The sequence below is a fragment of the Streptomyces sp. NBC_00536 genome (assembly GCF_036346295.1).
Taxonomy (GTDB): domain Bacteria; phylum Actinomycetota; class Actinomycetes; order Streptomycetales; family Streptomycetaceae; genus Streptomyces.
In genome coordinates this window covers 1,889,879-1,912,648 of the sequence record NZ_CP107819.1, presented here as the reverse complement: position 1 = coordinate 1,912,648, position 22,770 = coordinate 1,889,879, and the positions used below count along the sequence as shown (strand labels likewise).

The window sequence follows — 22,770 nt, the reverse complement described above, 5'->3', positions numbered from 1 at the left end:
ACCACAACAGCGAGGACGCAGTGGACGGTCGGCCATATTCCGGCATGACTGTCCCGCTCAACGCGAGTGGGCACCCGATTACGGGTAAACATTCACGGAGAGTTTGATCCTGGCTCAGGACGAACGCTGGCGGCGTGCTTAACACATGCAAGTCGAACGATGAAGCCCTTCGGGGTGGATTAGTGGCGAACGGGTGAGTAACACGTGGGCAATCTGCCCTTCACTCTGGGACAAGCCCTGGAAACGGGGTCTAATACCGGATAACACTCCTGCCTGCATGGGCGGGGGTTAAAAGCTCCGGCGGTGAAGGATGAGCCCGCGGCCTATCAGCTTGTTGGTGGGGTAATGGCCTACCAAGGCGACGACGGGTAGCCGGCCTGAGAGGGCGACCGGCCACACTGGGACTGAGACACGGCCCAGACTCCTACGGGAGGCAGCAGTGGGGAATATTGCACAATGGGCGAAAGCCTGATGCAGCGACGCCGCGTGAGGGATGACGGCCTTCGGGTTGTAAACCTCTTTCAGCAGGGAAGAAGCGAAAGTGACGGTACCTGCAGAAGAAGCGCCGGCTAACTACGTGCCAGCAGCCGCGGTAATACGTAGGGCGCAAGCGTTGTCCGGAATTATTGGGCGTAAAGAGCTCGTAGGCGGCTTGTCGCGTCGGATGTGAAAGCCCGGGGCTTAACCCCGGGTCTGCATTCGATACGGGCAGGCTAGAGTGTGGTAGGGGAGATCGGAATTCCTGGTGTAGCGGTGAAATGCGCAGATATCAGGAGGAACACCGGTGGCGAAGGCGGATCTCTGGGCCATTACTGACGCTGAGGAGCGAAAGCGTGGGGAGCGAACAGGATTAGATACCCTGGTAGTCCACGCCGTAAACGTTGGGAACTAGGTGTTGGCGACATTCCACGTCGTCGGTGCCGCAGCTAACGCATTAAGTTCCCCGCCTGGGGAGTACGGCCGCAAGGCTAAAACTCAAAGGAATTGACGGGGGCCCGCACAAGCAGCGGAGCATGTGGCTTAATTCGACGCAACGCGAAGAACCTTACCAAGGCTTGACATATACCGGAAACGGCCAGAGATGGTCGCCCCCTTGTGGTCGGTATACAGGTGGTGCATGGCTGTCGTCAGCTCGTGTCGTGAGATGTTGGGTTAAGTCCCGCAACGAGCGCAACCCTTGTTCTGTGTTGCCAGCATGCCCTTCGGGGTGATGGGGACTCACAGGAGACTGCCGGGGTCAACTCGGAGGAAGGTGGGGACGACGTCAAGTCATCATGCCCCTTATGTCTTGGGCTGCACACGTGCTACAATGGCCGGTACAATGAGCTGCGATGCCGCGAGGCGGAGCGAATCTCAAAAAGCCGGTCTCAGTTCGGATTGGGGTCTGCAACTCGACCCCATGAAGTCGGAGTTGCTAGTAATCGCAGATCAGCATTGCTGCGGTGAATACGTTCCCGGGCCTTGTACACACCGCCCGTCACGTCACGAAAGTCGGTAACACCCGAAGCCGGTGGCCCAACCCGTAAGGGAGGGAGCTGTCGAAGGTGGGACTGGCGATTGGGACGAAGTCGTAACAAGGTAGCCGTACCGGAAGGTGCGGCTGGATCACCTCCTTTCTAAGGAGCATATAGCCGACTGCGAGCGAATGACTCGCACGGTTGCTCATGGGTGGAACGTTGATTATTTGGCGCGGTTCTCAAAGCATCCTGCAAGTACTGCCTTAGGGCGTGGAAAGCATGGATTGCGGCGGGGATCGTGCCTGGCACGTTGTTGGGTATCTGAAGGTACGGCCGTGAGGTTGTGCTTTCTGCGATGCCGGCCCCAGTGAACTCGCCAGATTGTCTGGTGGGGTGATGGGTGGCTGGTCGTTGCTTGAGAACTACACAGTGGACGCGAGCATCTGTGGCCAAGTTTTTAAGGGCGCACGGTGGATGCCTTGGCACCAGGAACCGATGAAGGACGTGAGAGGCCGCGATAGGCCCCGGGGAGCTGCCAACTGAGCTTTGATCCGGGGGTGTCCGAATGGGGAAACCCGGCAGTCGTCATGGGCTGTCACCCACTGCTGAACACATAGGCAGTGTGGAGGGAACGCGGGGAAGTGAAACATCTCAGTACCCGCAGGAAGAGAAAACAACCGTGATTCCGGGAGTAGTGGCGAGCGAAACCGGATCAGGCCAAACCGTATGCGTGTGATACCCGGCAGGGGTTGCGCATGCGGGGTTGTGGGAATTCTTTTGATCGGTCTGCCGGCCGGTCGGCGAGTCAGAAACCGTTGATGTAGTCGAAGGACATGCGAAAGGTCCGGCGTAGAGGGTAAGACCCCCGTAGACGAAACATCAGCGGCTTGCTTAAGAATCTCCCAAGTAGCACGGGGCCCGAGAAATCCCGTGTGAATCTGGCGGGACCACCCGCTAAGCCTAAATATTCCCTGGTGACCGATAGCGGATAGTACCGTGAGGGAATGGTGAAAAGTACCGCGGGAGCGGAGTGAAATAGTACCTGAAACCGTGTGCCTACAAGCCGTGGGAGCGTCGCTCATTGAGTTTACTCAATGGGTCGTGACTGCGTGCCTTTTGAAGAATGAGCCTGCGAGTTAGCGGTGTGTAGCGAGGTTAACCCGTGTGGGGAAGCCGTAGCGAAAGCGAGTCCGAATAGGGCGATTGAGTTGCACGCTCTAGACCCGAAGCGGAGTGATCTAGCCATGGGCAGGTTGAAGCGGAGGTAAGACTTCGTGGAGGACCGAACCCACCAGGGTTGAAAACCTGGGGGATGACCTGTGGTTAGGGGTGAAAGGCCAATCAAACTCCGTGATAGCTGGTTCTCCCCGAAATGCATTTAGGTGCAGCGTCACGTGTTTCTTGCCGGAGGTAGAGCACTGGATAGGCGATGGGCCCTACCGGGTTACTGACCTTAGCCAAACTCCGAATGCCGGTAAGTGAGAGCGTGGCAGTGAGACTGTGGGGGATAAGCTCCATGGTCGAGAGGGAAACAGCCCAGAGCATCGACTAAGGCCCCTAAGCGTACGCTAAGTGGGAAAGGATGTGGAGTCGCAGAGACAACCAGGAGGTTGGCTTAGAAGCAGCCACCCTTGAAAGAGTGCGTAATAGCTCACTGGTCAAGTGATTCCGCGCCGACAATGTAGCGGGGCTCAAGCGTACCGCCGAAGTCGTGTCATTGCAGCAATAGGGCCAACGCCCGCTGTGATGGGTAGGGGAGCGTCGTGTGCCGGGTGAAGCAGCAGCGGAAGCTAGTTGTGGACGGTTCACGAGTGAGAATGCAGGCATGAGTAGCGATACACACGTGAGAAACGTGTGCGCCGATTGACTAAGGGTTCCTGGGTCAAGCTGATCTGCCCAGGGTAAGTCGGGACCTAAGGCGAGGCCGACAGGCGTAGTCGATGGACAACCGGTTGATATTCCGGTACCCGCTTTGAAACGCCCAATATCGAATCCATTAATGCTAAGGCCGTGAAGCCGTTCCGGACCCTTCGGGGAAAGGAAAGTGGTGGAGCCGCTGATCCAAGGTGGTAGTAGGTAAGCGATGGGGTGACGCAGGAAGGTAGTCCAGCCCGGGCGGTGGTAGTCCCGGGGTAAGGGTGTAGGCCGTGTGATAGGCAAATCCGTCACACATTAAGGCTGAGACCTGATGCCGAGCCGATTGTGGTGAAGTGGATGATCCTATGCTGTCGAGAAAAGCCTCTAGCGAGTTTCATGGCGGCCCGTACCCTAAACCGACTCAGGTAGTCAGGTAGAGAATACCGAGGCGTTCGGGTGAACTATGGTTAAGGAACTCGGCAAAATGCCCCCGTAACTTCGGGAGAAGGGGGGCCATCACTGGTGATCGGATTTACTCCGTGAGCTGGGGGTGGCCGCAGAGACCAGCGAGAAGCGACTGTTTACTAAAAACACAGGTCCGTGCGAAGCCGTAAGGCGATGTATACGGACTGACGCCTGCCCGGTGCTGGAACGTTAAGGGGACCGGTTAGTCACATTTCGGTGTGGCGAAGCTGAGAACTTAAGCGCCAGTAAACGGCGGTGGTAACTATAACCATCCTAAGGTAGCGAAATTCCTTGTCGGGTAAGTTCCGACCTGCACGAATGGCGTAACGACTTCTCGACTGTCTCAACCATAGGCCCGGTGAAATTGCACTACGAGTAAAGATGCTCGTTTCGCGCAGCAGGACGGAAAGACCCCGGGACCTTTACTATAGTTTGATATTGGTGTTCGGTTCGGCTTGTGTAGGATAGGTGGGAGACTTTGAAGCAGCCACGCCAGTGGTTGTGGAGTCGCCGTTGAAATACCACTCTGGTCGTGCTGGATGTCTAACCTCGGTCCGTGATCCGGATCAGGGACAGTGTCTGATGGGTAGTTTAACTGGGGCGGTTGCCTCCTAAAGAGTAACGGAGGCGCCCAAAGGTTCCCTCAGCCTGGTTGGCAATCAGGTGTTGAGTGTAAGTGCACAAGGGAGCTTGACTGTGAGACCGACGGGTCGAGCAGGGACGAAAGTCGGGACTAGTGATCCGGCAGTGGCTTGTGGAAGCGCTGTCGCTCAACGGATAAAAGGTACCCCGGGGATAACAGGCTGATCTTCCCCAAGAGTCCATATCGACGGGATGGTTTGGCACCTCGATGTCGGCTCGTCGCATCCTGGGGCTGGAGTCGGTCCCAAGGGTTGGGCTGTTCGCCCATTAAAGCGGTACGCGAGCTGGGTTTAGAACGTCGTGAGACAGTTCGGTCCCTATCCGCTGTGCGCGTAGGAATATTGAGAAGGGCTGTCCCTAGTACGAGAGGACCGGGACGGACGAACCTCTGGTGTGCCAGTTGTCCTGCCAAGGGCATGGCTGGTTGGCTACGTTCGGGAGGGATAACCGCTGAAAGCATCTAAGCGGGAAGCCTGCTTCAAGATGAGTATTCCCACCTCCTTGAGAGGGTAAGGCTCCCAGTAGACGACTGGGTTGATAGGCCAGATGTGGAAGCCCGGTAACGGGTGGAGCTGACTGGTACTAATAGGCCGAGGGCTTGTCCTCAGTTGCTCGCGTCCACTGTGTTAGTTCTGAAGCAACGAACGGTTGCTGGTTTCTAGAGCTAGAACATAATTACAAAGTGTGCTTGTTCGCTCGAAACCGATAGGGTTTCGGTGGTCATAGCGTTAGGGAAACGCCCGGTTACATTTCGAACCCGGAAGCTAAGCCTTTCAGCGCCGATGGTACTGCAGGGGGGACCCTGTGGGAGAGTAGGACGCCGCCGAACAATCTTTCAAAGGACCCTTGGTCCAGCGTTCAACGCTGGGCCAAGGGTCCTTTTTTTGTTTTATTCGATTTGCGCCGAAGCGCGGCCATGGGTTGGTTGCGCGAGAATGACTAGCGGTACCCCGAAGACAGGAGTCACACCCATGTCCAACTCTCCCGACGATCGTCCGGAGCGCGAGCCTCGTCGTAACGACGGCGGTGACAGGGGCGGCTACCGCGGGGGCCGTGACGACCGCGGCGGTGACCGCGGTGGCGACCGTGGCGGCTTCCGCCGTGACGACCGCGGCGGGCGTCCCGCCGGCGGCGGCACCGGTGGCGGCTTCCGCCGCGATGACCGCGGTGGCCGTCCCACCGGTGGTGGCGACCGCCCGCAGAGCGGTGGTTTCCGTGGTGGAGACCGTCCGAGTTACCCGCGTCGTGATGACGACCGTGGTGGGCGTCCGCAGGGTGGTGGCGGCGGCTTCCGCCGTGACGACCGCGGCGGCGACCGTCCGAGCTTCCCGCGTCGTGATGACCGTGGTGGCGACCGTCCGCAGAGCGGCGGCTTCCGTCGTGATGACCGTGGTGGCGACCGTCCCCAGGGCGGCGGCTTCCGTGGTGGCGACCGCCCCAGCTTCCCGCGTCGTGATGACGACCGTGGCAGCCGTCCGAGCTTCCCGCGTCGTGATGACGACCGTGGTGGGTTCCGTGGCGGCCGTGACGACCGTGGTGGCGACCGTCCGAGCTTCCCGCGTCGTGATGACCGTGGTGGCGACCGCCCGCAGAGCGGCGGCTTCCGCCGTGACGACCGTGGTGGCGACCGTCCCCAGGGCGGCGGCTTCCGTGGTGGCGACCGTCCGAGCTTCCCGCGTCGTGATGACCGTGGTGGCGACCGCCCGCAGAGCGGCGGCTTCCGCCGTGACGACCGTGGTGGCGACCGTCCCCAGGGCGGCGGCTTCCGTGGTGGCGACCGCCCCAGCTTCCCCCGTCGCGATGACCGTGGTGGCGACCGTCCGAGCTTCCCGCGCCGTGATGACGACCGTGGTGGGCGTCCGCAGGGTGGTGGCGGCGGCTTCCGCCGTGACGACCGTGGTGGCGACCGCCCGAGCTACCCCCGTCGCGATGACGACCGTGGCAGCCGTCCGAGCTTCCCGCGCCGCGATGACGACCGTGGTGGGTTCCGCGGCGGCCGCGATGACCGTGGTGGGGACCGCCCGAGCTACCCGCGCCGTGACGACCGCGGTGGCGACCGCCCCAGCTTCCCGCGTCGTGATGACCGCGGAGGCGAGCGTCCGAGCTTCCCGCGCCGCGATGACGACCGTGGTGGGTTCCGCGGCGGCCGTGACGACCGTGGTGGCGACCGCCCGAGCTACCCGCGCCGTGACGACCGCGGTGGCGACCGCCCCAGCTTCCCGCGTCGTGATGACCGCGGAGGCGAGCGTCCGAGCTACCCCCGTCGTGATGACGACCGTGGTGGGTTCCGTGGCGGCCGCGATGACCGTGGTGGCGACCGTCCCAGCTACCCGCGTCGTGATGACCGAGGTGGGGACCGCCCGCAGGGTGGTGGCTTCCGTGGCCGCGACGACCGTGGTGGCGACCGTCCGAGCTACCCCCGTCGTGACGACCGGGGTGACCGTGGCGGCGACCGTGGCGGCGACCGCGGTGGGTTCCGTGGCGGCCGTGACGGCCGCGACAGCGACTACCGCGACCGCGAGCCGATCAAGCGCCTCCCGATCGACGACGACGTCACCGGTCACGAGATCGACCCGGACGTTCGCCAGGAGCTGCTGAGCCTGCCGAAGGGTCTCGCCGAGGAGGTCTCGCGCAACCTGGTCATGGTGGCCCGGCTGATCGACGAGGACCCGGAGCAGGCCTACGCCTACGCCCGTATCGCCCTGCGTCTCGCTTCCCGCGTCGCCGCGGTCCGCGAGGCCGCCGGCTTCGCGGCGTACGCCACGCAGAAGTACAGCGAGGCGCTCGCCGAGTTCCGTGCCGCCAAGCGGATGACCGGTTCGGTCGAGCTGTGGCCCGTCATGGCCGACTGCGAGCGCGGCCTCGGCCGTCCGGAGCGGGCGCTGGCGATGGCAGGCGAGCCCGAGGTGCAGAAGCTGGACAAGGCCGGCCAGGTCGAGATGCGTCTGGTCGCGGCCGGTGCCCGGCGGGACATGGGGCAGCTCGACGCCGCCATCGTGACCCTGCAGAGCCCGGAGCTGGCCTCGGCCAGCGTGCAGCCGTGGACCGCGCGCCTGCGCTACGCCTACGCCGACGCCCTGCTGGCCAACGGTCGCGAGGACGAGGCACGCGAGTGGTTCGCCAAGACGATCGAGTCCGACAAGGACGGTTCGACCGACGCCTCCGACCGGCTCGCCGAGCTGGACGGTGTCGAGTTCGTCGACGCGATGAGCGATGAGGACCGCGAGGCCCTCAGCGACGAGGACCGCCGGGTCCAGGACGCCGACGACTCGGGTGTCGCCGAGTACTACGACGAGGACGACGACGAGTACGAGGCGTCCGAAGCCCGCGAGATCGACGACGAGGACGACGAGGACGAGCTGATGGCCCGCGCCGAGGCGGACGCCGACGTCGACGTCACCGACGAGATCCCGGTCGAGGACGAGGTCGAGGACGAGGACGAGGTCGCGATCGCCGACGAGATCGGCCGCGAGTTCGAGGACAAGGGCCGCGACAAGGCCTGACGCACGGCATGACACGAAGGGCGGTACCCCACCGGGGGTACCGCCCTTCGTCGTATCCGGAGCTTGGTATCCGGGGCGGGCCGTCAGTCCAGGCTGCGCAGGACCAGCCCGGTGGCCGGCTTCGGGCCGAAGGACGTGGACTTCCGGGGCATCGTGACGCCCTGGCGGGCCAGCTCCCGGACCACGTCCTCCCGTACCGGATGCATCAGCACCGCCGTGCCGCCGCTGCGCTCGGCCATGTCGACGGTGGCCTCGGTGTCGTGGATGTACACGATGTGCTCGGCCGAGTCGGGGACCTGCCACAGGGTGTCCAGCAGGGTCGCGTGCAGCACGGTCGCGTCCAGCCGGCGCCAGGCCTCCGGGCGGTCGTGGCGGACCGTGCGGTCGATCAGCGCCGGGTCGGGATCGCTGACCAGGTGGAAGCCGCCGTCTCCGGTGAGCAGGAAGGCGTTGCCCCGGGCGGAGGCCTCGCCGAGGGCGGTCAGCGCGGCCGACAGCGGGCCGTCGACCGGGCGGACCCGGAACGAGCCGTCCAGCGCGGCCAGAGCGTCGGCCACCGGCAGGCGGCGCAGCATCCGGTGGATGGCGCGGACCTGGAGCGGGTAGCGGGCGGTGTCCACCAGCAGGACCAGGCCGAAGTCCCACGGGGTGGGGCTCTGGTGTTCCTCCTGGAGGCGCAGGTACGTCGCCCAGCGGTGGTGGCCGTCGGCGATGAGCGCCTGGCGGTGGCCCAGGTCGGCGGTGACGGCGGCCAGCTCGGCGGGGTCGGTTATGGCCCACAGCCGGTGGCAGAAGCCGTCCTCGGTGGTGGTGCGCAGCAGCGGCGGCCGGGCGGCGGTGGCCTCGACGATCTCCGCCGCGCCGGGGGCCGCCGCCGGGTCGTCGTCGCTGCGGTAGGTGAGCAGCAGCGGTTCGAGGTTGGCCGAGGTGGCGCGCATCAGACCGGCGCGGTCGGTGACCACATGCGGCATGACGTCCTCGTGCGGCAGCACGATCCCGGCGTCGGCCGTGGAGAGGGCGAGCGCGCCGATGATCCCGCGCTGGAGCATGTCGCCCTTGCGCTGCTCGTACACGTACAGGCCGGGCTCCGGGTCGGCGCTGAGGATGCCCTCGGCGAGCCAGTCGTGCAGGGTCCGGGCGGCCTGTTCGTTGCGCGCGTCGGGGGTGTCGGCCTGCGGGAGGATCAGCCGGACGATGTTGTGGGGATCCGCGGACTCCAGGTGGTGGAGTCCGTCAGGTCGGACGACCACGTCGTAGGGGGGCGAGGTGACGGCGGCGAGGCTGCCGACGCGCTCCGGGACGTAGCGCAGCCCGTGGAAGGGCATCAGGCGCAGTCCGTCGCGCACTCCGTGTTCCTCGGTACCAGGTGTGGTCATTGGTGCATGGTAAGTCCCGTCTCGCGATGCGGGATGATCAGGGGGAGTACGTAATTGGCCAGATGGGACGAAGGGGCGGTCACGATGACCCGGCAGAGCAGGACCAGGCCCGCGGGCAGCGAGCGCAGTCTGCACCAGGCGTACGACACGGCTCTGCTGGACCTCGACGGGGTGGTGTACGCGGGGGGCGAGGCGATCGTGCACGCCGTGGATTCGCTGCTGGCGGCCCGGGCCGACGGGATGCACCTCGCGTACGTGACGAACAACGCGCTGCGGACCCCCGACGCCGTCGCCGGGCACCTCACCGAGCTGGGCATCCCGTCGGAGGCGGCCGAGGTGATCACCTCGGCGCAGGCGGTGGCCCGGCTGATCGCCGACCAGGTGCCGGCGGGTTCGAAGGTGCTGGTCATCGGTGGCGAGGGGCTGCGGGTGGCGCTGCGCGAGCGCGGGCTGGAGCCGGTGGAGTCGGCGGACGAGGAGGACCTGGCCGCGGTGGTCCAGGGCTTCGGCGGGCCCGACCTGCCGTGGAGCCGGTTCGCCGAGGCGTCCTTCGCGATCGCGCGCGGGGTGCCGTGGTTCGCGTCGAACACCGACCTGACGATCCCGAGCGCGCGCGGGATCGCGCCGGGCAACGGCGCGGCGGTGGAGGTCGTACGGATCGCCACGGGCGCCGAGCCGCAGGTGGCGGGGAAGCCGCTGCCCCCGATGCACCGCGAAACGATCCTGCGGACCGGGGCCGAGCGGCCGCTGGTGGTCGGGGACCGGCTGGACACCGACATCGAGGGCGCCTTCCACGGGGAGGTGGACTCGCTGCTCGTGCTGACCGGGGTGACGGACGGGGCCCAGCTGCTGCGGGCGGAGCCGAAGTACCGGCCGACGTACGTGGACCGGGACCTGCGGGGTCTGCTGACCGGGCAGCCCGAGGTGACGGACGCCGGGGAGGGCTTCCGCTGCGGGGCGTGGACCGCGGCCGCGCGGGACGGCGTACTGGAGCTGCGCGCGGCGGACGGCGACGGCGACGGCGCGGGCGCGGACTCCGGTGGTGACGGCGATCCGCTGGACGGGCTGAGGGCGCTGTGCGCGGCGGCCTGGACGCACGCCGGGGACGGGTCCTGCACGCTGGACGCGGGCAAGGCGCTGGCCCGGCTGGGGCTGTAGCGCGGGCGCGGTGGCCGGGGGCGTCGAGTGGGGGACCCTCCAAGTGGAGGGTAGGCTAACCTAACCTTCGTGTTGGTCGAGAGTCCCCCCGAACAGAGCGCGGCCCCGGCGGCCGCCCCCCGCCCGCGCCATGCCGCGCGCGCCGCCGGTCTGCTGGCCGCCCTCGCGGCGCTGGTGCTGATCGCGCTGGCGAGCATCGCCGTGGGCGCCAAGCAGATCCCGCTCGACCAGGTCTGGCACGGCCTGTTCCATTACTCGGGCACGCCCGCCGACGTGGTGGTCAAGGACCTGCGGGTGCCACGGACCGTCCTCGGCCTGCTGGTCGGCCTTGGCCTCGGCCTCTCCGGCGCGGTGATGCAGGCGCTGACCCGCAACCCGCTGGCCGAACCCGGCATCCTCGGCGTCAACGCGGGCGCCGCGGCGGCCGTGGTCTCCGCGATCAGCTTCTTCGGCGCGTCCAGCCTGAGCGCGTACGTCTGGTGGGCCTTCCTCGGCGCCGCCGTCGTCTCCGTCGTCGTCTACGTCCTGGGCGGCAGCCGCAGCGCGACGCCGGTGCGGCTCGCCCTCGCCGGTACGGCCGCCAGCGCCGCGCTCGTCGGCTACATCAACGCCGTACAGCTCATGGACGACAAGGCGCTGGAGAAGCTGCGCTTCTGGACCGTCGGCTCGCTGGCCTCCGCCAACATGGAGACCGTCCGGCAGGTGGCGCCGTTCCTCCTCGTCGGCGCGGTCCTCGCGCTGTGCCTGGGGCGGCCGCTCAACGCCATGGCGATGGGCGACGACACCGCGCGGGCGCTCGGCGCGAACCTCACCCTGACCCGGATCACCGCCATGGTGGCGATCACCCTGCTCTGCGGCGCGGCGACCGCAGCATGCGGCCCCATCGTCTTCATCGGGCTGATGATCCCGCACCTGGTCCGCTTCTTCACCGGGCCCGACATGCGCTGGGTGCTCGCCTACTCGGCGGTGCTCTCGCCGGCCCTGCTGCTCGGCGCGGACGTCATCGGCCGGGTCGTCACCCGCCCGGCGGAGCTGCAGGTCGGCATCGTGACCGCGCTCATCGGCGGGCCCGTCTTCATCTACCTCGTCCGGCGCAAGAGGATGGCCCAGCTGTGAACGCGAAGACCGTGGCGAAGGAGACCGTGACCACAGGGAAGGGAGCGCGGTCCCGGGGGCTGCGCACGCCCGGCGGGATCTCCCTGCGGGTGGAGCCGCGCGCCGTGGCCGTCGGCCTGCTGCTGCTCGCCGCCACGCTGGTGCTGGCCGTCCTGCTCATCGGGACCGGCGACTTCGAGATCGCCCCGCTGGACGTAGTCAGGACCCTGGCCGGAAACGGCACCCCCGCCCACGACTTCGTCATCAACGACCTGCGGCTGCCGCGCGTGCTCGTCGCCGTCCTGGTCGGCGCGGCCCTCGGCATGGCCGGGGGGATCTTCCAGTCGGTGTCCCGCAATCCGCTCGGCTCCCCGGACCTGCTCGGCTTCGGCTACGGGTCCGCCGTCGGCGCGCTCGTCGTGATCATCGTGCTGAAGGGCGACGCCGGTGAGGTGGCGGCGGGCGCGGTCATCGGCGGTGTGCTGACCGGCGTCGTCGTCTACCTGCTCGCCTACAAGCGCGGCATCCAGGGCTACCGCCTCGTCCTCGTCGGCATCGGCGCCTCCGCGATGCTGGTCGCCGTCATCCAGTACCTGCTGACGAAGGCCCAACTGGTCGACGCCGCCCGGGCCATGGTCTGGCTGACCGGGTCGCTGGCCGGACGGGACTGGGGGCAGGTGTGGCCGCTGCTGGCGACCTGCCTGGTGCTCTTCCCGCTGGTCCTGGGCCAGGGCAGGGCGCTGCGGATGATGGAGATGGGCGACGACGCCGCGTACGCCCTGGGCGTGCGCGTGGAGCGCACCCGGATCCTGCTCATGCTCGCGGCCATCGTGCTGACCACGGCGGCGAGCGCGGCCGCGGGCCCCATCAGTTTCGTCGCGCTGGCCGCGCCCCAGCTGGCGCGCCGGCTGACCCGCTCGCCCGGCGCGAACCTGCTGTCCGGCGCGCTCATGGGCGCCGTCCTGCTGCTGGCCTCCGACTGGGCCTCGCAGCGCGCCTTCGGCTCCGACCAGTTGCCCGTGGGCGTGGTGACGGGCCTCGTCGGCGGTGTCTACCTGCTGTGGCTGCTCGTCACGGAACGCAAGGCCGGGCGGATATGACCCGTCCCGATGACAGGAACCCAAGGAGTACTCCCATGCAGCGGCTGACCGCGCGGAACGTGACCCTCGGCTACGACCAGCGGGTCATCGCCGAGAACCTGTCCGTGGAGATCCCCGACCACTCCTTCACGGTGATCGTCGGACCCAACGCCTGCGGCAAGTCCACGCTGCTGCGCGCCCTGTCCCGGATGCTGAAGCCGACGGCCGGGCAGGTGCTGCTGGACGGGCACGCGATCGGCTCGCTGCCCGCGAAGAAGGTGGCGAAGACGCTGGGTCTGCTCCCGCAGTCCTCGATCGCCCCCGACGGCATCACCGTCGCCGACCTCGTCTCGCGCGGCCGCTACCCGCACCAGGGCCTGCTGCGCCAGTGGTCGCCCGAGGACGAGCGGATCGTCGCGGAGTCGATGGCCTCGACCGGGGTCGCCGAACTCGCCGACCGGGCCGTGGACGAACTGTCGGGCGGGCAGCGCCAGCGCGTCTGGATCGCGATGGCCCTGGCCCAGCAGACCCCGCTGCTGCTGCTGGACGAGCCGACGACGTACCTGGACATCCAGCACCAGATCGACGTGCTCGACCTGTGCGCGGACCTCCACGAGGAGCAGGGGCGGACGCTGGTCGCGGTGCTGCACGACCTCAACCACGCCGCCCGCTACGCCACGCACCTGATCGCGATGCGCGACGGCGCGGTCGTCGCCGAGGGGCCGCCCGCCGAGGTCGTCACCGCCGAGCTGGTGGAGCGGGTGTTCGGGCTGCGCTGCCAGGTCATCGACGACCCGGAGACGGGGACGCCGCTGGTGATCCCGGCCGCGCGCACGGCCCGTACGAAGTCCCCCGCGGCCCCGGTTCCGAAGGCGGCGGCCCGGGTCTAGAGCATGGTGCGCAGCCGCAGCAGGTCGCGGAAGCCGGCCTCCAGCCCGACCCGGCCGGAGGCCCAGGCCTTCGCGAACCTCAGCTCGCCCGCGACCATCGCCAGCAGGTCGTCGCCGCTCATCGACAGGCGGATCTCCGCCTTGGCGCGGGGCGGACCGGGGTGCGGGGAGGCCGCGTCCACCAGGATCCGGCCGCCGTCGAGGCGGCCCGTGAACGTCTGGTCCAGATCGGTGATGTGACAGCTCAGGGAGCGGTCGAGCGCGGCCGCGCCGCGCACGTCCCCATTGGATCCGGCCAGGTTGTCGGAGAGTTTGTCGAGTGCTCCGCGGCACTCTTCGATCGTCGCCATGGTGATCCCGACCGTACCGCAGAGCCATGCGTGGCGGTGGCCCGCTTCGGGGTAGCGTCGGGGCATGACCGACGAAGTGCCCGAGGCCGTGCCCCAGGCCCCGCCCGAGGCCCCGCCCGAGCCCGGCGGTCCCGCGCCGCTGGGCGTCGTACGCACCCCCACCGGCCACGCCCCGGTGGACGCGGGGCTCGAACGGCTGGCGGACGCCGACCACCTCCCGGCGGACGGGCACGTCGAGGTGTACGAGGATGTACACCGGGCACTGCGCGACGAGCTGACCGCGCTCGACGCACCGTCCCCCGCATCCGCAACGCCGTACGACCTCAGGAGCTGAACCGAACGTGGCTGGAGTGGCACGCCGCCGACTGGACGCCGAACTGGTGCGCCGCAAGATGGCCCGCTCGCGCGAGCACGCCGCGCAGCTGATCGCCGCGGGCCGGGTCACCGTGGGCGGCGCGACCGCGACGAAGGCCGCCACCCAGGTCGAGACCGCCGCGGCGCTCGTGGTCCGCGAGGACGACAGCGACCCCGACTACGTCTCGCGCGGCGGCCACAAGCTGTCCGGCGCGCTGGACGCCTTCCGGCCGCTCGGGCTGGTCGTCGAGGGTCGCCGGGCGCTGGACGCGGGGGCCTCCACCGGCGGGTTCACCGACGTACTGCTGCGCTCCGGCGTCGCGCACGTCGTCGCCGTCGACGTCGGCTACGGGCAGCTCGCCTGGTCGCTGCAGAGCGACGACCGGGTCACGGTGAAGGACCGGACCAACGTCCGGGAGCTGACCCTGGAGCAGATCGACGGGATCCCCGCCGACCTGGTCGTGAGCGACCTCTCCTTCATCTCCATCGGCCTGGTGCTGCCCGCGCTGGTGCGGTGCACGGCGCCGGACGCCGACCTCGTGCTCATGGTCAAGCCGCAGTTCGAGGTCGGCAAGGACCGCCTGGGCAGCGGCGGGGTCGTGCGCAGCGCCGAACTGCGCGCGGAGGCCGTGCGCGAGGTCGCCCGGCAGGCGGGGAAGCTGGGACTGGGCGTGCTGGGCGTGACCGCGAGTCCGCTTCCGGGCCCCTCCGGCAACGTCGAGTATTTTCTGTGGCTGCGGGCGGGGGCACCGGCACTCGACCCGGCGGATGTTGACCGTGCAGTGGCGGAGGGGCCGCAGTGACAGATTCAGCTTCAGGTTCGGGTTCGGCAGTACGCAAGGTCTTCCTGCTCGCGCACACCGGCAGGCCCGCGGCGATCCGCAGCGCCGAGCTGGTCGTCCAGGGGCTGCTGCGCTGCGGGCTGGGCGTACGGGTGCTGCGGCACGAGGCGGCGGACCTGCCGCTGCCGCCCGAGGTGGAACTCGTCACCGAGTCCACCCCCGGCGTGCTCGACGGCTGTGAACTGCTGATCGTGCTGGGCGGGGACGGGACGCTGCTGCGCGGCGCGGAGTTCGCGCGCGGCTCCGGGGTGCCGATGCTGGGCGTCAACCTGGGCCGGGTGGGCTTCCTCGCCGAGGCCGAGCGCGACGACCTGGACAAGGTCGTCGACCGGGTGGTCACCAAGGCGTACGAGGTCGAGGAGCGGATGACCCTCGACGTGAGCGTCCACACCAACGGCGACGTCGTGCACCGGGACTGGGCGCTCAACGAGGCGGCCGTCCAGAAGGTGTCCCCCGAGCGGATGCTCGAAGTGGTCCTGGAGATCGACGGGCGGCCGGTGACCGGCTTCGGCTGCGACGGGATCGTCTGCGCCACCCCGACCGGTTCCACGGCCTACGCCTTCTCCGCGGGCGGACCGGTGGTCTGGCCGGAGGTCGAGGCCCTGCTGATGGTGCCGATCAGCGCGCACGCGCTGTTCGCGAAGCCGCTGGTCACCTCGCCGGACTCGGTGCTCGCGGTGGAGGTCCAGCCCGGCACCCCGCACGGTGTCCTGTGGTGCGACGGCCGCCGCACGCTGGAGCTGCCCGCCGGGGCCCGGGTGGAGGTCCGCCGGGGCGCCGTCCCGGTGCGGCTCGCCCGGCTGCACCACGCGTCCTTCACGGACCGCCTCGTCGCGAAGTTCGCCCTCCCGGTCTCGGGCTGGCGCGGGGCGCCGCACTGAGTGCTTGACGGCGCCGGGCATGGCGGGCGGGGACCGCCGGCTTGAGCGGTATCGTCTGGGGCGTGCTTGAGGAGATGCGGATACGGTCGCTCGGGGTCATCGACGACGCGGTGGTCGAGCTGTCGCCCGGTTTCACCGCGGTGACGGGCGAGACCGGCGCGGGCAAGACGATGGTCGTCACGAGCCTCGGGCTGCTGCTCGGTGGCCGGGCCGACCCGGCGCTCGTACGGATCGGGGCCAAGGCCGCGGTCGTCGAGGGCCGGATCGTGCTGCGCCCGGGCGCCCCCGCCGCGCTGCGGGCCGAGGAGGCCGGGGCCGAGCTGGACGACGGCGCCCTGCTGATCAGCCGCACGGTGTCCGCGGAGGGACGTTCCCGCGCCCACGTGGGCGGCCGCTCGGTGCCCGTGGGGCTGCTCGCCGAACTGGCGGACGATCTGGTCGCCGTCCACGGGCAGACCGACCAGCAGGGCCTGATGCGGCCCGCGCGCCAGCGCCAGGCCCTCGACCGGTACGCCGGGGACTCCGTCGCCGTCCCGCTGGAGAAGTACGCGGCCGCCCACCGGCGGCTGCGGGCCGTGGCCGGCGAACTGGAGACCATCACCACCCGGGCCCGGGAGCGGGCCCAGGAGGCGGACCTGCTGCGCTTCGGCCTCGACGAGATCGCGGCCGTGGAGCCCCTGCCCGGCGAGGACACCGAACTGGCGGCGGAGGCCGAGCGGCTCGGCCATGCCGAGTCCCTGGCCTCGGCGGCGGCCGCCGCGCACGCCGCGCTCGCGGGCAATCCGGAGGACCCGGAGGGCGTCGACGCGAACACCATGGTCGCGGGCGCCCACCGGGCGCTGGAGTCCGTACGCGCCCACGACCCGGCGCTCGGCGTGCTCGCCGAACGGATCGGGGAGCTGGGGATCCTGCTCGCCGACGTGGCGGGGGAGCTGGCCGGGTACGCCGACGGCCTCGACGCCGATCCGCTGCGGCTGGCCGCCGTGGAGGAACGGCGCGCCGCGCTCACCCAGCTCACCCGCAAGTACGGGTACGGGGGCACCTCCGGAGCCACCGTGGACTCCGTGCTGGAGTGGGCCGAGCGGGGCGCGGAGCGGCTGCTGGAACTCGACGGGGACGACGACCGGATCGAGGAGCTGACCGCCGAGCGGGACGCGCTGCGGTCCGAACTGTCGGGCCTGGCCCAGGCGTTGACGGACGCGCGGACCGAGGCGGCCGCGCTCTTCGCCTCCGCCGTCACCGCCGAGCTGGCCTCCCTGGCGATGCCGCACGCCCGCGTGAGCATCGACATCCGGCAGACCGAGGACCCCTCGGGCGAAGGCGTCGAGGTCGGCGGCCGCGTGGTGACCCACGGGCCTTCGGGCGCCGACGAGGTGGAGCTGCTGCTGGCCCCGCACCCGGGCGCGCAGCCGCGGCCGATCGCCAAGGGCGCCTCCGGCGGTGAACTCTCCCGGGTGATGCTCGCGGTCGAGGTGGTCTTCGCCGGCTCGGACCCGGTGCCGACGTACCTCTTCGACGAGGTCGACGCGGGCGTCGGCGGCAAGGCGGCCGTCGAGGTCGGCCGCCGCCTCGCGAAGCTGGCGAAGACCGCGCAGGTCGTCGTCGTCACGCACCTCCCGCAGGTGGCGGCCTTCGCGGACCGGCAGCTGCTGGTGGAGAAGACGAACGACGGGTCCGTCACCCGCAGCGGTGTCACCGTCCTGGAGGGCGAGGACCGGATCCGCGAGCTGTCGCGGATGCTGGCCGGCCAGGAGGACTCGGAGACGGCCCGGGCACACGCCGAGGAACTGCTGGCCACGGCGCGCGCGGACGCCTGATCCCTCCTTTCCGGGTGCCCGCCGGACCCCTGACCCGCACCCATGTGGGTGATGGTCGGGGGAATGTGACGGGCTCTCGTACGGGATCCGCACCCGTATGGTCCCGGAACGCGCGTGCGGGCTGGCATCCTGGGCGACGTCTCTGACGTCCCTCCTCCAGGAGCCCGGCCCGTGAGCAGCTCCGCGGTACCTGTCCCGGCCCAGCCGTACGGGCGACCACCCCTGCGCACCGTCCAAGTCCTCGGCGGCGCCGGCGCGGGCAGCAGCGCGCACGTGCGCTCGCTCGCCACCGGGCTCGCCGCGCGCGGGCTGCGGGTGACGGTGTGCGCGCCCGCCGAAGCGGAGGGGGAGTACGACTTCACCGGCGCCGGGGCGCAGTTCGCCCCCGACGCGGTGAGCGCGCTCCGGGCCGCCTGCGCCGGGGCCGACGTGGTCCACGCGCACGGCGTACGCGCCGGGATGCGCGCCGCGCTCGCCCTGCGCGGGCACCGGGTGCCCCTGGTGGTGACCTGGCACGGCGGCGGCCCCGGGGCCAGGGGCGCCCTCGGGCGGCTCGCCCGGCTGATGGAACGCCGGGTCGCGCGCGCGGCCGCGGTGGTCCTCGGCACCTCCTCGGACCAGGTGGACCTGGCCCGGCTGCGCGGGGCCCGGGACGCGCGGCTCGCCCCGGTGACGGTGCCGGGGGCGCGGGCGCGCGGCGACCTGGACAAGGTGCGGGCGGAACTGGGCGTGGTGGAACGGCCGTTACTGATCGCCGTCGGCAGCCTGGTCGCGCACCGCGGGTACGGGGTGCTGCTGGACGCGGCACGGGCCTGGCGGGCGCTGGACCCCGTACCGCTGCTGGTGATCGCGGGGGAAGGGCCGCTGCGGGCCGAGCTGACGCGGCGGATCCTGGACGAGGACCTGCCCGTACGGCTGCTCGGGCGGCGCTCCGACGCGGCCGAACTGCTGGCCGCGGCCGACGTGGCGGTCCTGCCGAGCCGCTGGGAGGCCCGCTCCCTGCTGGCCCAGGAGGCCCTGCGGGCCGGGGTGGCGCTGGTGGCCACGGAGGTCGGCGGCGTACCGGAACTCGTGGGCGAGGCGGCGGTCCTGGTCCCCTACGGGGACGCGGAGGCGCTGGCCGCCGGGGTGAGCGCCCTGCTGTCGTCCCCGGCCCGGCGGGCCGCGCTCGCCGATGCCGGGCGGGTCCAGGCCGCGACGTGGCCTTCCGAGGACGACACGGTGGCGCAGGTGCTGTCCGTGTACGACGAGCTGATGGAACGCTGGGGGCGCTGAACGGGGCGTCCCGGCCCACCGGTTAGGCTGCGCCGCATGTCACAGCCGGTGCAACTCGTCATCCACATCACCACCCTGCCGGGCCGCGGCGCCGAACAGACCGCCGCCTTCGAGCGCCTCGCGCCGCTCGTGCGGGCCGAAACGGGGTGCCTCCAGTACGACCTCCACCGGGTCAGCGGTGACCCCGACCGGTTCGTCCTGATCGAGCGCTGGTCGTCGAAGGCGGCCCTCGCAGCGCACGACGCCACCCCGCACATGATCGAGGCGGACGCGGCGAGCCCGGCCTTCCGGGCGGGCCCGGCCGAGGTCATCGAACTGGTCGCCGAGCCGGTGGCCTGACGGCCGGTCCGGTCCGGAACGAGCGCTGCCGGAGCCGGTGCCGGGGTGCGGTGTCCGGTGCGGTGCACGTGCCTCCGGCGGGCCCTCAATCGCCGGGTGGGCTGGCCTTGCGCCCGAGCTGGCCACCTCCAGCCTCGCCGGCGTTTGAGGCGCCCCCGGAGGGGAGTCCGGGCGGGAGGCCGCATTTCGGCCCGCGGCCGCTCTTCGCCTCCGGCGGGCCCTCAATCGCCGGGCAGGCTGGTGGTGGCGGGCCGTCGGTACCGGGCGGGCTGGTGGTGGCGCGGGCGGGCCCGGCCCCGCCGGACGGAGTCCGGCGCAGCGGCGCGAGCCGCGCGTTAAGAGGAAACGTGCCTGCGGGCGCGCAGGGCCAGGCTCAGGGACAGGACCGTTTCCGGGTCGTCCAGGTCCGTGCCCAGCAGTTCCGAGATGCGGGCCAGCCGGTTGTACAGGGTCTGCCGGTTCAGGTGCAGCTCCCGCGCCGTCTCCGCCTTGCGGCCCGCGTGCGCGAGGTACGTCTCCAGGGTGGGCAGCAGCGGCGGCTTGGAGGTCAGGTCGTGGGTGCGCAGCGCCCCGATCGCCCGCTCCACGAACGCGGCCAGGTCCGGCTGTTCCCGCAGCCGCCACAGCAGCAGGTCGATGTCCAGGCGCCGCGCGTCGTACCAGGGCCTGGCGGGCAGGCCCTGCGCGGCCGTCGCGGTCTCGGCCGCGTGCCGCAGCCCCGCGGAGGCCGCCGCCCAGCCGCCCGCGACGCCCACGACCACGGCGGGCGGGGCGCCCGCCCGGTCCAGACCGGCCCGTTCCACCCCGGCCCGCAGCGCCGCCGCGACCCGGTCGGCGACCGCTGTACGCTCCGACTCGGCCCGCAGCGAGACCAGCAGCGGCACCCGCCCCTCCACCGGCCGCACGCCCAGCAGTACGGGCACGCCGACCGCGGCGAGTTCCTCCAGCACGGCGCGGGCGAGCACCGCCCAGTTCCCCGACGGGCCGAGGTCGGAGGCCAGCCGCATGACGATCGGCAGCAGCGGCCCGGCGCCCGGCTTGAAGCCGAGGACGCGGGCCTGCGCCGGGGCGTCCTCGGCGCTGATCCGGCCCTCCGCCAGGTCGGTCAGGAAGTCCCCGCGCCCGCGCGCCGCCAGCTCGTCCTCCTGGCGGGCCTGCATCAGGACCACCGCGAGCACCCCCGCGGTCCGTTCGGCCGCCATCCGGTGCACGGGCAGCAACGGCGCGGTGACCCCGAGCAGGACCAGGCGCGCCCGGACCGATCCGGTGCCGTGCCCGCCGCCGGGTACGTCGACGACGACGGCGTTCGCGGACGGCTCGGCCTCGCCCCGCTGGCCGCGCAGGCCCTCCCAGACCTGGAGCGGGTCGGCCGCGGCCTCGCCCGCCGTGCTGGCGGCCGCGTACAGCAGCTGTCCGTCGGGGGTCTCCAGGAACACCGGGTTGGCGGTGAAGTCGGCGAGGATGCGCAGCACCTGCGGGATCCCGCCGCCGCCGAGCAGGGCCTGCGTACAGCGCCGGTGGACCTCCTCGGCGCGCTGGAGCAGGGCGTAGTGGCCGTTGACGATCTCGGTGTGGACCTCCTCCGTCACCGTGACGAAGGGCACCTCGCGGTGCAGCTGGACCAGCGGCAGCCCGGCCGCGCGGGCCGTCTCCACGATCGTGGCGGGCAGCTTGGTGAAGCGCGGGCCCAGCTCGACGACGAGCGCGGCGATCCCCCGGTCGGCGAGGCGGCGTACGAAGGCGCGCTGCTCGCTCGGCCGGGTGCCCAGCCCGAGCCCCGTGGTCAGCAGCAGCTCACCGCCCTTGAGCAGGGAGGCGATGTTGGGGACCTCGCCCGCGTGCACCCAGCGCACGGTGCGGCCGAGCCGGTCGGCGCCCGCCATGACCTCCGGCAGCCCGCTGCGCAGTCCCGGCAGCTCCAGTGCCCGCTGAACGGTGATCCCGCCCTGGTTGTCCATATCGCGGGACGCTATCAGGGGTCCGTAGGGTCGTGATCAGGCCGGTTTGATGTTGTGGTTGAAGCGGAAGACGTTGTCGGGGTCGTACCGCGCCTTCACCGCGGCCAGCCGCTGCAGGTTCTCGGCGCCGAGCCCGGCGGCGACCCGTTCGGGGCCCTCGTCGCCGGTGAAGTTGAGGTACACGGCGCCCGTGCTCCACGGCTCGGAGTCCGCCCGTACGTCCTTGACCCACTGCCGGCAGCGCTCGTCGTCCGCCGGGTCCTCCCAGGCGGCGAAGGGGTGGATCGCCCAGGGCGCGTTCCGGTAGGGCACCGGGTAGTCGGCCGGGCCGTCGGCGATCGCGCCGCCCAGCGGGAGCAGCAGGTGCTGGGTGGCGGTGGGGACCGGCATCGAGGCGGCGCGGGCGCAGAACGCGTCGAGCAGCCCGTCCGGGGCGCCGGTCAGGTACTCCGCCGACCAGTAGTTGCGCAGCCCCGGCGGGTCGTCGAGCATGCACTGGAAATCGGCGTACGGCAGGGCCGTGACCAGTTCCGCCACCGGCGCGAGCGCCAGCAGCGGTGCGGCCACCTTCCGCATCTCCTCCTCGGTGCCCGCGTACGTCACCAGCGCCCCGCACAGCAGGGTGCCGACCAGCTCGGGCGGGATGAACGGGGCGGGCGGCCCGGTCATGAAGACCAGCCCGCCGCCGGCCTCGGGCGGAGCCGCCTCGATCATGTCCCGGTAGACGCGGCTCACCTCGGGCCCGGACTCGGGCGGATAGAACAGCATGGCGACCGCGAAGGCGGGCAGCGGGTGGGCGCGCAGGGTTAGGGCGGTCGCGACGCCGAAGTTCCCGCCGCCGCCGTGCAGGGCCCAGAACAGCTCGGCGTTGTCCTCGGCGGTCGCGGTCAGGGCCTCGCCGTCGGCGGTCACCAGGTCCACGCCGAGGAGGTTGTCCACGGCCAGGCCGAAGGCGCGTTCCAGCCAGCCGGAGCCGCCGCCGAGTGTGAACCCGCCGACGCCGGTGGTGGAGACGCGGCCACCGGTGGTGGCCAGGGAGTGCGGGGCGCAGGCCCGGTCGAGGTCGCCCATGAGGGCGCCGCCGCCGACCCGGACCGCCTGGGCGGCGGGATGGACCGTCACCTCGTTCATCCGGCGCAGGTCGACGACGAGGGCGCCGTCGCCCAGCGCGTTGCCCGCGACGCTGTGGCCGCCGCCGCGGACCGCGACGGGCAGGTCCAGGTCACGGGCGAAGCGGACGGCGGTGATGACATCGGCCTCGCTCTCGCACTGGGCGATGGCGGCGGGGCGCCGGTCGACCATGGCGTTGTGCACCGTGCGGGCGTCGTCGTAGCCCGGATCCTCCGGGGCGAAGACCTCGCCGGACAGATCCTCGCGGAGCGCGGCGAGAGCCGCGCCCGCCTTCGAGAGGGAAGCCATGGCTGCCCCCTTC

15 protein-coding genes, 3 rRNA genes and 1 pseudogene are annotated in these 22,770 nt (G+C 70.3%); 15 read left to right on the top strand and 4 right to left on the bottom strand.

What is annotated here, in order from left to right:
- The first annotated feature begins 91 nt into the window (after positions 1-91).
- The 5 genes and pseudogenes from OHS33_RS08165 (at position 92) to OHS33_RS08145 (ending at position 7,924) form a co-directional block, all read left to right on the top strand.
- Positions 92-1,616, top strand: a 16S ribosomal RNA gene (locus OHS33_RS08165).
- Positions 1,617-1,904: 288 nt separating this feature from the next.
- A 23S ribosomal RNA gene (locus OHS33_RS08160) occupies positions 1,905-5,027 on the top strand.
- Between the two features lie 106 nt (positions 5,028-5,133).
- Positions 5,134-5,250 (top strand): 5S ribosomal RNA (rrf, locus tag OHS33_RS08155).
- The 16S, 23S and 5S rRNA genes sit together here, the layout of an rRNA operon.
- A gap of 460 nt (positions 5,251-5,710) precedes the next feature.
- Positions 5,711-6,676: pseudogene (locus OHS33_RS08150) on the top strand (hypothetical protein); the annotation flags it as partial.
- A gap of 270 nt (positions 6,677-6,946) precedes the next feature.
- Positions 6,947-7,924, top strand: coding sequence for a tetratricopeptide repeat protein (locus OHS33_RS08145; RefSeq protein ID WP_330334957.1), 978 nt, complete (start codon positions 6,947-6,949; stop codon positions 7,922-7,924).
- An 83-nt stretch (positions 7,925-8,007) separates the two neighbouring features.
- Here OHS33_RS08145 and OHS33_RS08140 read toward each other — a convergent pair whose 3' ends face one another.
- Positions 8,008-9,300: a DUF1015 domain-containing protein gene (locus tag OHS33_RS08140; RefSeq protein ID WP_330329702.1), complete on the bottom strand. Its 1,293-nt coding sequence runs from the start codon at positions 9,298-9,300 to the stop codon at positions 8,008-8,010.
- Between the two features lie 84 nt (positions 9,301-9,384).
- On the opposite strand from OHS33_RS08140, the gene OHS33_RS08135 reads away from it, so the two are divergent.
- The 4 genes from OHS33_RS08135 to OHS33_RS08120 all read left to right on the top strand — a co-directional run bounded on the left by OHS33_RS08135 (position 9,385) and on the right by OHS33_RS08120 (position 13,522).
- Entirely contained in the window at positions 9,385-10,458 is a 1,074-nt protein-coding gene (locus tag OHS33_RS08135; protein ID WP_330329701.1) for an HAD hydrolase-like protein, read from the top strand.
- 69 nt (positions 10,459-10,527) lie between these two features.
- The gene (locus tag OHS33_RS08130; protein WP_330329700.1) at positions 10,528-11,574 is read left to right on the top strand and encodes a FecCD family ABC transporter permease; all 1,047 of its coding nucleotides are present in this window, start codon (positions 10,528-10,530) and stop codon (positions 11,572-11,574) included.
- Complete coding sequence (locus OHS33_RS08125; protein ID WP_330329699.1) at positions 11,571-12,653, top strand: FecCD family ABC transporter permease; 1,083 nt, start codon at positions 11,571-11,573, stop codon at positions 12,651-12,653. The genes OHS33_RS08130 and OHS33_RS08125 overlap by 4 nt, the downstream gene beginning before the upstream one ends.
- A gap of 35 nt (positions 12,654-12,688) precedes the next feature.
- On the top strand, positions 12,689-13,522 hold the full coding sequence (locus OHS33_RS08120; RefSeq protein ID WP_330329698.1) for an ABC transporter ATP-binding protein: 834 nt from the start codon (positions 12,689-12,691) through the stop codon (positions 13,520-13,522).
- On the opposite strand, the gene OHS33_RS08115 is transcribed toward OHS33_RS08120, so the two are convergent.
- Positions 13,519-13,872: an SCP2 sterol-binding domain-containing protein gene (locus tag OHS33_RS08115; RefSeq protein ID WP_330334956.1), complete on the bottom strand. Its 354-nt coding sequence runs from the start codon at positions 13,870-13,872 to the stop codon at positions 13,519-13,521. The two genes, OHS33_RS08120 and OHS33_RS08115, sit on opposite strands and share 4 nt — an antisense overlap.
- 64 nt (positions 13,873-13,936) lie before the next feature.
- Here OHS33_RS08115 and OHS33_RS08110 point away from each other — a divergent pair, with 64 nt between their 5' ends.
- From OHS33_RS08110 to OHS33_RS08085, 6 genes are all read left to right on the top strand, one after another.
- Positions 13,937-14,206 (top strand): hypothetical protein, encoded by a 270-nt coding sequence (locus tag OHS33_RS08110; RefSeq protein WP_330329697.1) that lies wholly within the window; start codon positions 13,937-13,939, stop codon positions 14,204-14,206.
- A 7-nt stretch (positions 14,207-14,213) separates the two neighbouring features.
- Entirely contained in the window at positions 14,214-15,029 is an 816-nt protein-coding gene (locus tag OHS33_RS08105) for a TlyA family RNA methyltransferase (RefSeq protein ID WP_330329696.1), read from the top strand.
- Entirely contained in the window at positions 15,026-15,949 is a 924-nt protein-coding gene (locus tag OHS33_RS08100) for an NAD kinase (RefSeq protein WP_330329695.1), read from the top strand. The genes OHS33_RS08105 and OHS33_RS08100 overlap by 4 nt, the downstream gene beginning before the upstream one ends.
- Before the next feature lie 50 nt (positions 15,950-15,999).
- The gene (gene recN / locus OHS33_RS08095; RefSeq protein WP_330334955.1) at positions 16,000-17,766 is read left to right on the top strand and encodes a DNA repair protein RecN; all 1,767 of its coding nucleotides are present in this window, start codon (positions 16,000-16,002) and stop codon (positions 17,764-17,766) included.
- A 171-nt stretch (positions 17,767-17,937) separates the two neighbouring features.
- The gene (locus tag OHS33_RS08090; protein WP_330329694.1) at positions 17,938-19,041 is read left to right on the top strand and encodes a glycosyltransferase family 4 protein; all 1,104 of its coding nucleotides are present in this window, start codon (positions 17,938-17,940) and stop codon (positions 19,039-19,041) included.
- Between the two features lie 36 nt (positions 19,042-19,077).
- Positions 19,078-19,380 carry a putative quinol monooxygenase gene (locus OHS33_RS08085; RefSeq protein WP_330329693.1) on the top strand — a complete coding sequence of 101 codons (303 nt, stop codon included), beginning with the start codon at positions 19,078-19,080 and terminating at the stop codon, positions 19,378-19,380.
- Positions 19,381-19,715: 335 nt separating this feature from the next.
- Here OHS33_RS08085 and OHS33_RS08080 read toward each other — a convergent pair whose 3' ends face one another.
- The gene (locus tag OHS33_RS08080; protein ID WP_330329692.1) at positions 19,716-21,338 is read right to left on the bottom strand and encodes a PucR family transcriptional regulator; all 1,623 of its coding nucleotides are present in this window, start codon (positions 21,336-21,338) and stop codon (positions 19,716-19,718) included.
- A 36-nt stretch (positions 21,339-21,374) separates the two neighbouring features.
- Positions 21,375-22,757 (bottom strand): FAD-binding oxidoreductase, encoded by a 1,383-nt coding sequence (locus OHS33_RS08075; RefSeq protein ID WP_330329691.1) that lies wholly within the window; start codon positions 22,755-22,757, stop codon positions 21,375-21,377.
- Between the last annotated feature and the right edge of the window lie 13 nt (positions 22,758-22,770).

Coding starts and splice junctions, on each gene's coding strand:
- OHS33_RS08140 (WP_330329702.1), bottom strand. CDS start 9,300: ATGACCACACCTGGTACCGAGGAACACGGAGTGCGCGACGGACTGCGC.
- OHS33_RS08135 (WP_330329701.1), top strand. CDS start 9,385: ATGACCCGGCAGAGCAGGACCAGGCCCGCGGGCAGCGAGCGCAGTCTG.
- OHS33_RS08120 (WP_330329698.1), top strand. CDS start 12,689: ATGCAGCGGCTGACCGCGCGGAACGTGACCCTCGGCTACGACCAGCGG.
- OHS33_RS08115 (WP_330334956.1), bottom strand. CDS start 13,872: ATGGCGACGATCGAAGAGTGCCGCGGAGCACTCGACAAACTCTCCGAC.
- OHS33_RS08110 (WP_330329697.1), top strand. CDS start 13,937: ATGACCGACGAAGTGCCCGAGGCCGTGCCCCAGGCCCCGCCCGAGGCC.
- OHS33_RS08085 (WP_330329693.1), top strand. CDS start 19,078: ATGTCACAGCCGGTGCAACTCGTCATCCACATCACCACCCTGCCGGGC.
- OHS33_RS08080 (WP_330329692.1), bottom strand. CDS start 21,338: ATGGACAACCAGGGCGGGATCACCGTTCAGCGGGCACTGGAGCTGCCG.
- OHS33_RS08075 (WP_330329691.1), bottom strand. CDS start 22,757: ATGGCTTCCCTCTCGAAGGCGGGCGCGGCTCTCGCCGCGCTCCGCGAG.